Source organism: Methylohalomonas lacus (genome assembly GCF_024808875.1).
Classification (GTDB): Bacteria; Pseudomonadota; Gammaproteobacteria; order Methylohalomonadales; family Methylohalomonadaceae; genus Methylohalomonas; species Methylohalomonas lacus.
Map to the genome: position 1 here is coordinate 39,938 of NZ_JANUCT010000005.1, position 14,736 is coordinate 54,673.

Sequence of the window (14,736 nt, forward strand, 5' to 3'; positions counted from 1 at the left end):
GCGCCGCAACTAGACTGGCTCGTGCTTGGCTTAACCTTTCTGTCATACAGGCCGCCGCGACACCGGGATGCGCCTTTCACAGTCCGGATCCAAGCCTCGGACGCCGCTGAAGACGGTCCACGGTCCGGTAGCAAGCAGACGCCATGGAGCGCTGTGTGCCGCTGCCTGACAAGAATCACAATCAAGTGACACACAACTGAACCCATCTGGAGGAAATCTGATGAGTGCCGATGCTGAAATCAAGCAACTGGAGAAGGAATGGGCGGAAAATCCGCGCTGGAAGAACGTGCAGCGCGACTACGGCGCCGCCGACGTGGTGCGTCTGCGTGGCAGCCTGCAGATCGAACATACCCTGGCCAAGAAGGGCGCCGAAAAGCTCTGGAAGCTGGTCAACGAAGAGCCCTTCGTCAACTCGCTGGGCGCGCTGACCGGCAACATGGCCGTGCAGCAGGTCAAGGGTGGCCTGAAGGCCATCTATCTGTCCGGCTGGCAGGTCGCCGGTGACGCCAACAGCGCCTTCGACATGTATCCCGACCAGTCGCTGTATCCGGTCGATTCCGTGCCGACCGTCGTCCGCCGCATCAACAACGCCCTGGTGCGTTCCGACCAGATCCGTCATTCCGAGGGCGACGACAGCGTTGATTGGTTTGCGCCGATCGTGGCCGACGCCGAAGCCGGTTTCGGTGGCGTGCTGAACGCACACGAACTGATGAAGCACATGATCGAAGCGGGCGCCGCCGGCGTGCATTTCGAGGACCAGCTGGCCTCGGCCAAGAAGTGTGGCCACATGGGCGGCAAGGTCCTGGTGCCGACCCAGGAAGCCGTGCAGAAGCTGATCGCCGCGCGCCTGGCTGCCGACATCTGCGGTACCTCTACCCTGGTGCTGGCGCGTACCGACGCCGAAGCCGCCAACCTCATCACCTCTGACATCGACGAGCGCGATCACAAGTTCCTGACCGGTGAACGCACCGCGGAAGGCTTCTACCGCACCAAGCCGGGTCTGGATCAGGCCATCGCCCGCGGTAAGTCCTATGCGCCGTACGCCGATCTGATCTGGTGTGAAACCGCGACTCCGGACCTGGAATACGCGAAGAAATTTGCTGACGCCATCCGCGAGGACTATCCGGAACAGCTGTTCGCCTACAACTGCTCGCCGTCGTTCAACTGGAAGAAGAACCTGGACGATGCCACCATCGCCAAGTTCCAGCGCGAACTGGGTGCGATGGGCTACAAGTTCCAGTTCATTACCCTGGCCGGTTTCCATGCGCTGAACTACAGCATGTTCACCCTGGCCAAGGGTTATGCCGAGCGGCAGATGTCAGCCTACGTCGAACTGCAGGAGAAGGAATTCGCTGCCGAGAAGGACGGTTACACCGCGACCAAGCATCAGCGCGAGGTCGGTACCGGTTACTTCGACGCCGTGACCCAGACGATCTCCGGCGAGAATTCCTCAGTCACCGCACTGAAGGGTTCCACCGAAGACGCCCAGTTCTGAGCCGGCCCGGCCGACAGAACCGCAGCCGTCAGGCTGTAACGACAAACCCGGTGGCTCAAAAGGCCACCGGGTTTTTTTGTGGCCGGTTACCGGTCCCATGATGCTGTGTTAACCTTGCAATAATGAAGGTCTTTTCCAAAAGTGGACTGCAACGCCTTGTCGTTGGGCTTTGCATTATCTTTAGTGCAGTCTCGTGGCAGGTGAGTGCAGCCGATGAGGTATACATCGATCACAAGCACTGCGCCAGCCACGATGATGATCACAACCATGATGATCATGGTGGCGATGACCACGCGGGCAAACACCATCATTGTCCCAATTGCAGTGCCCATTTCGTGGGTCTGGCCTCCAGCATTGTCCTGGTTTCAAACGTACATCTGGATACCTATCAGCGTTTCCTCACCGATCGTTCGCTGCTGCGCAGTGAGGCGCCGCCGACACCGCCCCCCAATCTTTAACTCCCGGTAATCAATTCATCGCTGAACGGTATCAGTTACCGCTCAGCACCCGATGATATGGCCTGTCCGGTGCTGACCGGCAGGCGGGAGTTAGTTCAATGAATCATGTATTACGCCTGTCGATGGCAGGCCTGTTGTTATTGGCAAGCATGCCCGTAACAGCCGCCGGGCCACTACGCATGGCCGATGCGCTGGCACGGGCGCTGACCGAAAGTCCGAAACTCGAGACTTATTCCTACTCAATCCGTGCCGCGGAGGCCGAGCGTCTGCAGGCGGGTCTGCTGCCGAATCCGGAACTGGGATTGCAACTGGAAAACTTTGCCGGTACCGGCGAGATCAGCGGTGTGCGCGGGATGGAGACGACGCTGATGCTCAGCCAGTTGCTGGAACTGGGCGGCAAACGCGAGAAACGTGAGCTGACGGCGGCACGCAACGTCGGTCTGATCGAAGCCGATTACGACATCAGCCGACTCGACGTACTGGCTGAAGTGGCACGTCGCTTTATTCATGTGGCTCGCGATCAACGATTGCTCAAGGTTGCCAAAGAGGCTGTGGATCTCGCTGAAAGCAACCGTTCGTCAGTTGCAGAACGTGTAGAAGCGGCGCGTGCCATGCAGGCTGAACTGAGCCGTGCCGACATCGAGCTGGCACGAGCGCGGCTCCGGCTGGAACATCGCGAACATGAACTCCTGGCGGCGAAACGGCGTCTGGCGGCCAGCTGGGGCAGCGACAGCGTAGATTTTGCGCGGGTGGAAGCTGATCTATTCAGGCTTCCGGCAACTCGTGATCTGGATAGCCTGCTCAGCGAACTGCGGGACAGCCCGGATCTGGCGCGCTTTCTCAGCGAACGTCGCCTGCGCGAGGCGGAACTCGAACTCGCCAAGGCAGGTGCGGTGCCTGACGCCCGAATCGGCGCCGGTATTCGCCGGCTTGAGAGTATCGACGAGCAGGCCCTGATGCTGAATTTCAGCATGGAACTGCCGGTCTTTGATCGCAATCAGGGCAATATTCGCGCGGCGCGCAAGCGTCTCGGCCAGGTCGCGGTCGATGAAACCACAACCTATATCGAGGCCCAGTCGCTGTTGTTTACCACCTATCAGGAATTGCGCCACGCCCGTACCGAGGCGGATACCCTGCGCGAGGATGTCATACCCCAGTCCCGCCGGGCCATGAACTCGTTCGAGGACGGCTATGCAGCCGGTCGCTTTTCCTATTTGGAAGTCGCCGATGCCCGGCGCGAGTTCATGGAAGTGCAGGCCGAGGCCATACGTGCCGCCGCGTCCTACCACAGCCATTTGATCGAGATCGAACGCCTGACCGGGCTGGGATTCGGCGTTGAACGGGGAGACCTGAAATGAAAATCCTAATGAATGTGCTGTTGTTATTGGCGATTCTGCTAATCGGCGCCTACGCCGGCCAGCAGCTGTTGCAATCATCGCCGGCAAAGGGAAGTCATCGGCATGACGCCGGCACCGCTGAACACGCCGGCGAGCAGACCGGCCCGCACGGTGGCCGCTTGCTGGAAGCCGGTGATTTCCAGCTCGAAGTTACGATATACGAACGTGGCGTGCCGCCGGAATTTCGCGTCTATGCTTATCGTGATGGCGAGCCGCTGGCAGCGGAAGCATTCGATCTGAAGATCGAGCTGGCACGGCTCGGCGGCAAGACGGATCGGTTCACGTTCCAGCCGCGCGAGAGCTATCGCGTCAGCAACGAAACCGTAACCGAGCCGCACTCCTTTGATGTCCGAATCAAGGCGCGTCACAACGGTCGCGATTACGACTGGCGCTATGCCCAGCACGAGGGTCGTACGCGAATTTCGCAGACGCAGGCCGAGGCCGCGGGCATTGAAACAGCTATTGCCAATCCTGCCACGATCCATCGTACTGTCACGTTACAGGGACGGATTCAGTACGACCCCGGCCGGATGCGTCAGGTCCGGGCCCGCTATGCGGGTGTGATCCGTTCGGCCGGCAAGGCCGTGGGCGACCGGGTGCAAGCCGATACAGCGGTGGCCCGGGTGGAGAGTAACGACAGCCTGCAAAGCTATGCAATCAAGGCCCCCATCAGCGGCGTAGTCATCGCGCAACAGGCCGGTGCCGGCGAGGCGGTCAGCACCGATCAGTCAATTTACACCATCGCCAATCTCGATCATGTCTGGCTGGACCTGGCCGTCTTTCGCGAACAGCTGGATAAGATCCGGGTTGGCCAATCGGTGCAGCTGCAGAGTCTGGACGGCAACCTCGATGGCCGCGCCAATATCGATTATCTGTTGCCAGTCACGGACGGTCGTTCACAGGCCACGACCGCACGAGTCTATCTCGACAACCCGGACGGACACTGGCGGCCGGGCACGGCGGTCACCGCCGAGGTGACCATCGAAGAAACCGACGTCCCGTTGGCGGTGCGCAACAGCGCGCTGCAGACCTTCCGCGACTTTGACGTGGTGTTCGCGCGCTTCGGCGATACCTATGAGGTACGCATGCTGGAGCTCGGCCGCAGCGATGCGACGCATACCGAGGTGATCGGCGGGCTCGATCCCGGTACCGAGTACGTGGTCGACAACAGCTACCTGCTCAAGGCCGACATCGAGAAGTCCGGCGCCGAGCACGCCCACTGAGGAACCGAATATGTATCTCCTGATTAAATATCTCTTGTCGGCGGCCATCGTCGTCGGCGTTTCCGAACTCGGCAAACGCAGCCCCGGGCTCGGCGGATTGCTCGCGTCGCTGCCGCTGACCTCGTATCTGGCCATCCTCTGGATCTACTACGAAACCGGCAACAATGTCCGAATTGCCGCATTGTCGCAGAGCATCTTCTGGCTGGTTTTGCCGTCGCTGGTGCTGTTTCTGGTGCTCACGGCCTTGTTGCGCATGGGACTGCCGTTTGCAGTCGCCCTGGTCGCGGCGACGCTATCCATGCTGGCCGCCTATGGCGCGATGATCGCGCTGCTGCGGCATTTTGGCATTCCGTTCTGAGGGGCGTCCGCCATGAACAAACTTATTGAAGTTGCCGTCGCCCAGCGCTGGTTGATCATGCTGTTGGTGGCGATCATGGCCGGGCTGGGAATATACAACTACCAGCGCCTGCCGATCGATGCCGTACCGGACATCACCAACGTCCAGGTGCAGATCAACACCGAGGCGCCCGGCTATTCGCCGATCGAGGCCGAGCAGCAGATCACCTACCCGATAGAACTGGCCTTACAGGGACTGCCGAAGCTCGACTATACACGTTCGCTCTCGCGTTACGGTCTGTCGCAGGTGACAGTGGTGTTCAAGGAGGACACCGATATCTATTTTGCCCGCCAGCAGATAGCCGAACGCCTGCAGGCCATCGGGGAAACACTGCCGGCAACGGTGCAGCCCGAGATGGGACCGATCGCCACCGGGCTTGGCGAGATCTTCATGTACGTGGTGCAGTCTGAGGCCGGCGCACGCAAGGCGGACGGTTCTAAATACACGCCGATGGATTTGCGCGAGATCCAGGACTGGATCATCCAGCCACAATTATTACAGGTGGACGGCGTCACCGAGGTCAATACCAGCGGCGGTTACAAGCGCCAGTACCAGGTAATGCCACACCCGGCGCGATTGATTGCGATCGACATCAGTCTCGAAGACGTTATCTCCGCCCTTGAGGCGAACAATGCCAATACCGGCGCCGGTTATCTTGAGCGTTCCGGTGCGCAATACCTGATCCGGATGCCGGGGCGGGTACAGACCCTGGCGGAGATCCGCGACATCATTGTTGCCGAGCGTAATGGTGTGGTGATTACGATCGGCGATATTGCGACGGTAGACTTCGGCAAGCCGTTGCGCACCGGTGCCGCAACCCAGGCTGGCGAGGAGATCGTGCTGGGTACGGCGATGATGCTGATCGGCGAGAACAGCCGGACGGTGGCCGCCGCAACTGCCGAACGTCTGCAACAGATCAATCGTTCGCTGCCGGAGGGTGTGGTTGCACGTGCGGTGTATGATCGTACCGGTCTGGTCGACAAGACCATCGAAACCGTCAGGAAGAATCTGTTCGAAGGCGCACTGCTGGTGATCACCGTGCTGCTGCTGTTGCTCGGCAACATCCGTGCTGCCCTTATTACGGCCGCAGTCATTCCCCTGTCGATGCTGTTTACCATCACCGGGATGGTCAGCAACCGGGTCAGCGCCAATCTGATGAGCCTGGGGGCACTGGATTTCGGCCTGATCGTCGACGGCGCGGTCATCGTCGTTGAAAACTGTGTCCGACGTCTCGGCGAGGCACAAAAGGCGAGTGAAAAATTAAGCCACAGCGAGCGCCTGGCAATTATAGTTCGGGCGAGTCAGGAAGTCATACGGCCGGCGACCTTCGGCGTGTTCATCATCATGATCGTCTATGTGCCGATTTTCGCGCTCGGTGGTGTGGAGGCGAAAATGTTCCAGCCCATGGCCCTGACGGTAATGATGGCGCTGGGTGCGGCGCTGGTGCTGGCCCTGACCTTCGTGCCGGCGGCGGTGGCGCTGTTTCTTGGCGGTCGGGTACGCCACCGGGAAAACTGGCTGATGCGTGGCGCGCGTGCGGTCTATCGGCCCGTACTGCAAGCCTGCCTCGCCTGGCGCTGGCCCGTGGTCACCGCCGCAGTTGTGCTGGTGGTGCTGTGTGCACTGCTGGCAGGTCGGATGGGATCGGTGTTCATACCCAAGCTGGATGAAGGCGATATCGCCATGCATGCACTCAGAGTCACGGGTATCGGGCTGCAGCAGTCCATTGACATGCAGGGCACCGTGGAAGAGACGGTTAGCCAGTTTGCCGAGGTCGAGCGCGTATTCAGCAAGATCGGCACTCCGGATGTGGCTACCGATCCCATGCCGCCCAATGTTGCGGATACGTTCATCATCCTCAAGCCGCGATCCGACTGGCCGCAGCCGGACAAGCCCAAGGAACAACTGATCGCGGAGATCGAGGCCGAGGTCGAGAAAATCCCGGGTAACAAATACGAATTCACCCAGCCGATCGAGATGCGCTTCAATGAACTGATTGCCGGCGTTCGTGCCGATGTGGCCATCGAGGTCTACGGCGATGACTTCGATCAGCTGGCGGAGCTGGCCGGGCGGGTCGAAACCCTGGCCCGCGAGGTGCCGGGCGCTGCCGACGTGCGCATGGAACAGGTTACCGGCCTGCAGACGCTCAGCGTCGAACCGAAGCGTGCCATTCTGCAACGCTACGGGTTGAACGTCGCTGACCTGCAGGACAGCCTGCAGATCGCCTTCGGTGGTCGCGAGGCCGGGCTCATCTTCGAGGGCGACCGGCGCTTCCCGCTGGTGGTGCGGCTGCCGGAGCCGCTGCGCAGCGATCCGGACGTTATCGGTCTGTTGCCGGTCCCGCTGCCGGCGCATGGTGTAGTACCTGATGAATCGACGCGCGACATGGCTTATGGCGATTTTGCCGGCGGCGCGAGTTACGTCCCGCTGGGCGAGGTTGCCGATGTCCGGCAGATCGAGGGGCCCAGCCAGATCAGCCGCGAGAACAGCAAGCGACGGGTTTATGTATCCGCCAATGTGCGTGGCCGCGATTTGGCCTCATTTGTCGAGGATCTGCAGACACGGATTCGCGAGGAGATCGACTTGCCAGCCGGTTACTGGATCGAATACGGCGGTAGTTTCGAACAGCTGATTTCCGCCGCCCAGCGACTGCAGATTGTCGTGCCGATGGCGCTGTTGATGATTCTGGCGCTGCTGTTGGCGGCGTTCGGCAGCCTGCGCGACGCGCTGCTGGTATTTACCGGCGTGCCGCTGGCACTGACCGGCGGAGTGCTATCACTGTGGCTGCGCGACATCCCGCTGTCCATCTCGGCCGGGGTCGGCTTTATCGCCCTGTCCGGTGTGGCGGTTCTGAACGGGCTGGTCATGCTATCCTTTATCCGCGAGCGCTGGCGCGAGGGCTTATCTCTGGAAGAAGCCATTGTCGATGGCGCCCTGACGCGACTGCGGCCGGTACTGATGACCGCCCTGGTCGCCAGCCTCGGTTTTGTGCCGATGGCGTTCAACACCGGTATGGGGTCGGAAGTCCAGCGGCCGCTGGCTACCGTGGTGATCGGCGGCATTGTTTCATCGACGCTGCTGACACTGCTGGTTCTGCCGGCGCTTTACCGTCTGGTTCACCGTGATACGGAAGGTCATCATGACGCATACTCATAGCTAGGAGGCTCTGTAGAGTTACTGGCGCCTGGTTGCGGGCTCCTCAACATGGTATGTATTCGATGCCGGGTAGATTTGCGGTATGGGCAGCCTGACAGGCACGCCAGCTGGCAGCTATTGCGCGGGATGGGTCATGTGCCGATCGAGGGTATTTCGCCGGGTGTTAACCAGAACCGGTTGACCCCTGTATGCGCTTGACCGCGAACAGGCCGGCGCCGACCACGTGCCGAGTCATGCGCGCGGCTTTGTGCGACGGTTTTCGAAACCAAGCATGTTACCATTCAGATAGAACTGCGTACATGCCCGGTTCACGAAATTCGTTACTCGGAATAGTCCTTGTCCCAGTCGAAGCCGGAGTAACGCGCCAACTGCTCGGGTTGCAATACGCCCTGATGGTGACGGCCATTGATGATCCAGGTCGGGTAGCCCTCGATCTCCTTGCTGATGCAGACAAAGGCCATGACGCCGTTGCGGCCGTCGGGCGTGCACTCGACATAGGGCAGGCGATCGGCCGAGGCGCCGAACAGCTCCTTTTGTTCATTGCAGTTGGGGCACCAGTAGGCACCGTAGAATTTGGCGTCGGTTTCATCCAGATGCGTGGCCAGGGCTTTTAGTTTCGGATCCTCGGCAGGCTGGAACAGACCACTGTAGTAGGCGTGCAGCAGGGCAATGATAACGACCGCCGTGATACCACTTTGCAGCAGCCACTTCTGCCATGGCATGCCCGGTGCGGATGCCGGTCGGCGCAGGGCCACCAGGGTGAAGATCGCGGCGATGGTTGCCAGCGACGCCAGGCACCAGATGCAGACCGCGTCGAGGGCGACGATGCCAACGATCGTCAGGTAAACACTGATGGCCAGTGCAACCAGCGACAGGTACCAGAGCCGGCGCCAGCGCTTGAGTCGCGGTTTCATCAATGTGGCGGACAGGGCGATCACGACATAGAGCGCAAATCCCCATAATGCCAGCGGAATGCCAAACACGGTGGACCACTGACTTTGCTGGATGATGGCACAGCCGGAACCGCTGCTACAGAACGCCACGTCGCTGGCGGTGACAGCAACGCGGGTCAGATAGGCGGTGATCAGCATGCCGAACACAGCCAGGCCGGTAATCCACCAGTCGGGGCTTAGCTGGCTGGCGCGATTTTCAGAGTGGCGGCTGCCAGTAGAAGATTGCGCGTGTCGCTGTGTGTGCGTGCGTTTGCGGTTGCGTCGCGATTGTGCCATGAGTCTGTGCCTGCCGGTGGATCATTGTTTTAATCAGGAGCGCAGTATATACGGACTCATGGCCCGTCTGTCCAGATCGGGCGGTCGGGCATAAAAAAAGCCCGCTCGGCGAGCGGGCTTTTTCGGTTGTCTTTATCCAGCCGGAAAAGACAGGGTGTGCTTCGCACTATTGCTTACTGTTTCTTGCGGAAGTGGAAGATGCCCCAGGCCAGATAGCCGCTGTTGCCGCCGTTGATCCAGTGCTGCAGGCCTTCCTTCATCCGTTCGATGTAGTCACGGCTGACCACCTTGTCGGCCAGTTCGTCTTCGAGTTCGATCAACGTCTGTCGAACCCTGGAATAGTGCCGGGTCAGCTGATGGGTATGGTCCTCGAAACCGAGGTCTTCCATGCCCATCTTCTTGGCGGTGTCGATATAGAAACCCGGCGATCCCAGGCTGTTGAGGTGGATGCGATTCAGAATCGGGTCCAGTACACCCTCGGGGCAGTCGTCTGCCTGCATCGGATCGGTCATGACAAATTCGCCACCCGGTTTGAGTACCCGGACGACTTCTTCCAGGACCTTTTCGCGATGATCGCTGTGCAGGATGGCGTCCTGTGACCAGACGAAATCAAAGCTGTTATCGGGGTAGTCGACATCCTCGAAGCTTGCATCGACGACGTCGATGAGATCCGCCAGACCCTGTTCCTTGTTCATTTCGCGATCGCGATCGTTTTCCACTTCGCTCAGGTTCAGGGCAACGCAATGACAGCCAAAGCGCTTGGCAAGGTAACGCATGGAGCCGCCATAGCCGGCACCAACATCAAGCACTTTTGAATCCTTGTTAATGCCCGTGAGCTTGTCTGTCATCTGTTCAACTGTGCGACGACTGGCATCGCGGATCGGTTCATCATCCGACTTGTACAAGCCTACATGGATATCCTCGCCGCCCCAGACATTGAAGTAGAAATTGTCGGCGTCTTCGCTGTTGTAATAATCGCGGGCCGTGTTGGTGGCCTCGTCGTTGTATTGACTCATGATCAAACTGTTCCTTAATTAGCGTATTTCCAGATTACAGGCGATCAGGCTGTATTAAACAGCCTGATCGATCGTCAATCTTATTCGTCCTTGTCGCGGTTCGGGTCATACTGTTTTTCGGCAACATGGATATAGAAGTCCGGCTTTTCACCGTCCGGGCTTTCTTCCTTGAAGTCGCCATAGGTTTCGATGTACTGGAAACCGACCTCGGTCATCAGGCGCCGGGTGTAGTCCTTGCGCAGCGGGAACATGTTCAGGTAATGAACCGAGCCGTCCGGGAAGGTGTACTTGAAGCGGGTCAGCTCATCGCTGATGCTTTCCGGCTCGGCTGAGACATCTTTGCCAGCGTAGTAATACTTGTGCTTGGTTGAGAAACCTTCGTCCAGGATACGATCGTAGTTGCGCTGGTCGAGGATCAGGATGCCGTCGTGGCGCAGGGCGGCGTAGAACTCGGCTAGGGTCTTGCGGCGCGCACGCTCGGAAAACAGATGGGTAAACGAGTTGCCCAGACAGATAACGGCGTCGTACTTGCCGTCGACACTCTTGTTCAGCGACCGCCAGTCAGCCTGGATGGTACTGAGGATATGGCCGCGGTTACGGCCGTTGCGGAAGGCCTGGGCCAGCATTTCCGGGCTGCCGTCGACCGTGGTCACATCGAAGCCTTCCTCGATCAGACGAATGGAGTGGAAACCGGTACCTGCGGCGACGTCGAGGATCTTCGTCTTGCCACGTTCCTTTAACAGGTCGATGAAGAACCGGCCTTCACTCTGGGCGCGGGCTTCCCAGTTGATGAGCTCGTCCCATTTTTCGGCAAAGCTTTGCTCGTACTGTTCCTGGTAGTACTCGGAACTCTTGGTATCTTCCGGGTTGTTGGTGAATGCTTCCGCTTTCGCGTTCATGATTCAATCTCCTTCATTATATAAACGTCGTGCGATCGACGTCCGCGCGCCTGACCGCTGCAAATAACTGTAGCGATAATGCTCTATAATGTCTGTTCGGTACAGGCGGTACACACCTGTATGGACCGTGTGTTGACAGTCGTATGGCCGGTTCTGGTGAACGGGCGACACATGTCTGCTTTCACCTTGCTGTTCTGTCGAATAACACGATTCTGGGGAACCGTCGCGGCGCAATGACCAGCATATTTTGATCCCGCGCAGCGCGAGGCGAAAACCGCTTTGTTTACTAAAATAAGGGTTTGGTCTCATATAATCAAGTTTCATATCGGTTTTATAGCTATAACAGCACATAAAAAGGCCCTTATTAACCGATATACTTGATTTTTTCGAAATACTTAAAAATTTATATAAATCATATAGTTATCTTAAAAAACAAGAGTGATTCAGAGACTTGGAAATAATTTTAAATGGTTTTCAAAAAAAGTGTTTACTAACCTCGAAGCGCAGGTGCTGACGGGCCTGAACGAGAATTATTCCAGACTCAAATGCGGCTCAATGATAGCGTGAGAGTCGTTCATGGCGATCGGGCGCAATAATCCGGTATTATTCCGAGAATAAAGTTGGACAACCCCCCGGTGGGGGCGTATGCTGCATCACGCAGTCGCTTCAGGCAGTGTGTTACCAGAGATTTCCCGTCTCGTTATCAGACTGAACGGGCGGGGTGTTGTAGAGCTCCGAAATACCTTCCTTGATTCGTTTGCAGCCCATGCGGGCGGGTAGTAGCCCGTGTTCAATTTATTCAATAGTAGGAATGTATTTACAATGAGCAATACAGCAACTGGTACCGTCAAATGGTTTAACGAAGCTAAGGGCTTCGGCTTTATCACCCCGACCGAGGGTGGCGATGATCTGTTCGCCCACTTCAAGGAAATCCAGGGCGACGGTTTCCGCACCCTGCAGGAAGGCCAGCGCGTTGAATTCGTGCCGGTCCGTGGCCAGAAAGGCATGGCCGCTACCCAGATTCGTGCTGTCTGATTTAGCAGACACCGATTCTTGAAAAAAACCCCGCTTCGGCGGGGTTTTTTTATGTCCGGTCGTCGGTGTTGGCACGGCCAGCGTGGCACTGAAAAACTTGTGACTGGGGAGCGTCCCGTTGCGGATAGCAAGCGGGCATAGACTCTTTTAAAGCAGCAGTCGCGACAGTATGTTGTGGTAAATCCGGGTCAGTTGGCTCAGATCATCCACTGCCACGCATTCGTTGATCTTGTGAATGGTCGCGTTCAGCGGACCGAGCTCGATCACCTCGGCGCCGAGTGGCGCAATGAAACGGCCATCCGACGTGCCGCCGGCAGTCGAGGTTTGCGCCGGATAACCCAGTACTTCTTCACCGGCCTGTTGCGCCGCCTGCAGCAAGCGGCTGTCGCGGGGCGTCTGAAACGGTTCGCCGGACAGCCGCCAGTCAAGCTCGTAATTCAGGTTGTGTGCATCGAGCAGGCTGTGCACGCGCTGCTTGAGCTCGTCGGCGGTTACCTCGGTGGAGAAACGGAAATTAAACAGCACTTCCAGCGTGCCGGGAATCACGTTGTCGGCGCCGGTGCCGGCATGGATGTTGGAGATCTGAAACGAGGTCGGCGGGAAGTCGTCGTTGCCGCGATCCCACTGGGTTTCACACAGCGTTGCCAGGCTCGCGGCCGCACGGTGAAACGGATTTTCGGCCAGGTGCGGATAGGCGACGTGGCCCTGGCTGCCGCGCACGATCAGACGCCCGCCCAGCGAGCCACGGCGGCCATTCTTGATGGTGTCGCCGAGGCGCTCGTGGCTGGACGGCTCGCCGACCAGGCAATAGTCGATATCGATACCGTTTGCAGCCAGGAAATCGCTGACAACGCGCCTGACGCCGTCGCGGGCGACGCCTTCCTCATCGCTGGTCAGCAGCAATGCAATGGTACCGTTGTGGTCGGGGTGTGCCTGGAGAAAGTTTTCCATGGCGACGACCATGGCGGCGACGCTGCCCTTCATGTCGGCCGCGCCGCGGCCGTAGAGATGGCCGTGGCTAATCGTCGGTTCGAACGGCGGTGTTTGCCACTCCGTCTCAGGACCGCTGGGTACGACGTCGGTATGACCGAGCAGTACGGTCAACGGCCGGCCGCTGCCGTGGGTCAGCCACAGGTTGTCGACATCGCCGTAGCGGATGTGCTCAGCATGGCAGCCCAGTGCCGCAAGACGTTCGGCAATCAGCGCCTGGCAGCCTTCGTCAGCGGGTGTGACCGAAGGCCGGCGGATGAGATCGCAGGCCAGTTCCAGCGTGGCGTCCGTGTTCATGAGTCGTGCTCTCGGGGTTCCCTGAAAGTGGCAATGATTTCACCGACCAGCGCTCGGCGCGAGCCGTTACAGCTGATCGAGCGGCGCACATTGAGCTTGCGCAGACGCGCGCCGTAGTCCGAGTAAAGCCGGCGTATCGCCGCCGTGTCGTGATTCGAGACAACCACGCGTACGCCGCGTTGCGCCAGCCTGGCGGCAGTGGCCGCGAGCATTTCCTGGTCCTGCCAGCCGAAACCGCCGGCATGATAGTCGGTAAATGACGCCGTGCGGCTCAGCGGTACATACGGCGGATCGCAGTAGACGATATCGCCCCGCCGCGCCCGCAGCATGGTCTCGCGAAACCCCTGGCTGACAAAGCGGATGGTCTGCTTGCGCCGCACCCGCTGCAGGAACGCCACCATCTCCTTGCGCGGGAAATAGGGTTTGATCATCTGGCCGAACGGCGTATTGAATTCGCCGCGGCTGTTGTACCGGCACAGGCCGTTGTAGCCGTGGCGGTTGAGATACAGAAACAGCGCCGACCGGCGCCGGCGGCCGGCACCGTTATTGAACTCGTCCCGCAAGGCATAGTAGCGCGCGGCAGTGTTGTTGTCCGGATGAAACAGCGCCGCGCATTCGTCCATGAACGTTTCGCGACCGTCGCGCAGATCCTCGTACAGGCCGATGAGATGCGTGTTGGTATCGCCCAGCAGATAGCGGTCGAAGCCGGTATTGAGAAACACCGCGGCGGAACCGACGAACGGTTCTATGAGTTTGCCGTCCGCACACTGGCGCGAGGCGCTGAAGGCCTGTTGCAGTTCCGGCACCAGGCGGTACTTGCCGCCCGGCCACTTCAGGAACGGTCTTGTCGTCGGCGTGGCCAAGGGCAGGGCAACTATTGCTCGTCCGCGGTCAGGGCGCGGATGCTGAGGGCGTGGATCTCCTGCGGCATGAGGTCCTCCACCGCCGCATAGACCATGCGATGACGCTTGATCGGCGATTGATCGCGAAAGCATTCGGCCACGATGGTGACGTTGAAATGACCGCCACCGGATTCGCGCGCGCCGGCGTGGCGGGCGTGCTTGTGCGATTCGTCGGCGATGTCGATGTGCGTCGGCTGCAGGGCGGCCTGCAGGCGTTCGCGGATGGTGGCGACACGATCCAT

The 14,736-nt window shown here is 59.3% G+C and carries 13 protein-coding genes; 7 read left to right on the forward strand and 6 right to left on the reverse strand.

All coding sequences use genetic code 11. From position 1 onward, the window contains the following. Positions 1 to 220: 220 nt before the first annotated feature. The 6 genes from aceA (at position 221) to J2T55_RS04390 (ending at position 8,126) form a co-directional block, all read left to right on the forward strand. Positions 221 to 1,495, forward strand: a complete 1,275-nt coding sequence (gene aceA / locus J2T55_RS04365; RefSeq protein WP_259054481.1) for an isocitrate lyase — start codon at positions 221 to 223, stop codon at positions 1,493 to 1,495. Between the two features lie 122 nt (positions 1,496 to 1,617). Further along, positions 1,618 to 1,953 (forward strand): DUF2946 family protein, encoded by a 336-nt coding sequence (locus tag J2T55_RS04370; protein WP_407660032.1) that lies wholly within the window; start codon positions 1,618 to 1,620, stop codon positions 1,951 to 1,953. A gap of 98 nt (positions 1,954 to 2,051) precedes the next feature. Next, the gene (locus J2T55_RS04375; protein WP_259054483.1) at positions 2,052 to 3,311 is read left to right on the forward strand and encodes a TolC family protein; all 1,260 of its coding nucleotides are present in this window, start codon (positions 2,052 to 2,054) and stop codon (positions 3,309 to 3,311) included. Beyond that, complete coding sequence (locus tag J2T55_RS04380; protein ID WP_259054484.1) at positions 3,308 to 4,573, forward strand: efflux RND transporter periplasmic adaptor subunit; 1,266 nt, start codon at positions 3,308 to 3,310, stop codon at positions 4,571 to 4,573. The genes J2T55_RS04375 and J2T55_RS04380 overlap by 4 nt, the downstream gene beginning before the upstream one ends. Positions 4,574 to 4,583: 10 nt before the next feature. Next, the gene (locus tag J2T55_RS04385; protein WP_259054485.1) at positions 4,584 to 4,931 is read left to right on the forward strand and encodes a DUF3147 family protein; all 348 of its coding nucleotides are present in this window, start codon (positions 4,584 to 4,586) and stop codon (positions 4,929 to 4,931) included. 12 nt (positions 4,932 to 4,943) lie between these two features. After that, positions 4,944 to 8,126, forward strand: a complete 3,183-nt coding sequence (locus tag J2T55_RS04390) for an efflux RND transporter permease subunit (RefSeq protein ID WP_259054486.1) — start codon at positions 4,944 to 4,946, stop codon at positions 8,124 to 8,126. A gap of 320 nt (positions 8,127 to 8,446) precedes the next feature. Here the strand turns inward: J2T55_RS04390 and J2T55_RS04395 are convergent, their stop codons facing one another. The 3 genes from J2T55_RS04395 to J2T55_RS04405 form a co-directional block, all read right to left on the reverse strand. Then, on the reverse strand, positions 8,447 to 9,355 hold the full coding sequence (locus J2T55_RS04395) for a vitamin K epoxide reductase family protein (protein WP_259054487.1): 909 nt from the start codon (positions 9,353 to 9,355) through the stop codon (positions 8,447 to 8,449). Positions 9,356 to 9,528: 173 nt separating this feature from the next. After that, a complete protein-coding gene (locus tag J2T55_RS04400) occupies positions 9,529 to 10,371 on the reverse strand; it encodes a methyltransferase domain-containing protein (RefSeq protein WP_259054488.1) in 843 nt (280 codons plus the stop codon). An 80-nt stretch (positions 10,372 to 10,451) separates the two neighbouring features. Continuing rightward, positions 10,452 to 11,270 carry a glycine/sarcosine N-methyltransferase gene (locus J2T55_RS04405; protein WP_259054489.1) on the reverse strand — a complete coding sequence of 273 codons (819 nt, stop codon included), beginning with the start codon at positions 11,268 to 11,270 and terminating at the stop codon, positions 10,452 to 10,454. 822 nt (positions 11,271 to 12,092) lie between these two features. On the opposite strand from J2T55_RS04405, the gene J2T55_RS04410 reads away from it, so the two are divergent. Next, entirely contained in the window at positions 12,093 to 12,305 is a 213-nt protein-coding gene (locus J2T55_RS04410) for a cold-shock protein (protein WP_259054491.1), read from the forward strand. 147 nt (positions 12,306 to 12,452) lie between these two features. On the opposite strand, the gene dapE is transcribed toward J2T55_RS04410, so the two are convergent. The 3 genes from dapE to J2T55_RS04425 are packed head-to-tail and all read right to left on the reverse strand — an operon-like array spanning position 12,453 to position 14,736. After that, entirely contained in the window at positions 12,453 to 13,592 is a 1,140-nt protein-coding gene (dapE, locus tag J2T55_RS04415) for a succinyl-diaminopimelate desuccinylase (RefSeq protein WP_259054492.1), read from the reverse strand. Continuing rightward, positions 13,589 to 14,455 (reverse strand): Dam family site-specific DNA-(adenine-N6)-methyltransferase, encoded by an 867-nt coding sequence (locus tag J2T55_RS04420; protein WP_259054493.1) that lies wholly within the window; start codon positions 14,453 to 14,455, stop codon positions 13,589 to 13,591. Before J2T55_RS04420 ends, dapE begins: the two co-directional genes overlap by 4 nt. Before the next feature lie 11 nt (positions 14,456 to 14,466). Then, positions 14,467 to 14,736, reverse strand: a complete 270-nt coding sequence (locus J2T55_RS04425; RefSeq protein WP_259054494.1) for a BolA family protein — start codon at positions 14,734 to 14,736, stop codon at positions 14,467 to 14,469.

Bases quoted from the DNA above. Each gene is read 5' to 3' on its own strand.
- aceA (WP_259054481.1), top strand. From the start codon at position 221: ATGAGTGCCGATGCTGAAATCAAGCAACTGGAGAAGGAATGGGCGGAA.
- J2T55_RS04370 (WP_407660032.1), top strand. From the start codon at position 1,618: ATGAAGGTCTTTTCCAAAAGTGGACTGCAACGCCTTGTCGTTGGGCTT.
- J2T55_RS04375 (WP_259054483.1), top strand. From the start codon at position 2,052: ATGAATCATGTATTACGCCTGTCGATGGCAGGCCTGTTGTTATTGGCA.
- J2T55_RS04380 (WP_259054484.1), top strand. From the start codon at position 3,308: ATGAAAATCCTAATGAATGTGCTGTTGTTATTGGCGATTCTGCTAATC.
- J2T55_RS04385 (WP_259054485.1), top strand. From the start codon at position 4,584: ATGTATCTCCTGATTAAATATCTCTTGTCGGCGGCCATCGTCGTCGGC.
- J2T55_RS04390 (WP_259054486.1), top strand. From the start codon at position 4,944: ATGAACAAACTTATTGAAGTTGCCGTCGCCCAGCGCTGGTTGATCATG.
- J2T55_RS04395 (WP_259054487.1), bottom strand. From the start codon at position 9,355: ATGGCACAATCGCGACGCAACCGCAAACGCACGCACACACAGCGACAC.
- J2T55_RS04400 (WP_259054488.1), bottom strand. From the start codon at position 10,371: ATGAGTCAATACAACGACGAGGCCACCAACACGGCCCGCGATTATTAC.
- J2T55_RS04405 (WP_259054489.1), bottom strand. From the start codon at position 11,270: ATGAACGCGAAAGCGGAAGCATTCACCAACAACCCGGAAGATACCAAG.
- J2T55_RS04410 (WP_259054491.1), top strand. From the start codon at position 12,093: ATGAGCAATACAGCAACTGGTACCGTCAAATGGTTTAACGAAGCTAAG.
- dapE (WP_259054492.1), bottom strand. From the start codon at position 13,592: ATGAACACGGACGCCACGCTGGAACTGGCCTGCGATCTCATCCGCCGG.
- J2T55_RS04425 (WP_259054494.1), bottom strand. From the start codon at position 14,736: ATGGATCGTGTCGCCACCATCCGCGAACGCCTGCAGGCCGCCCTGCAG.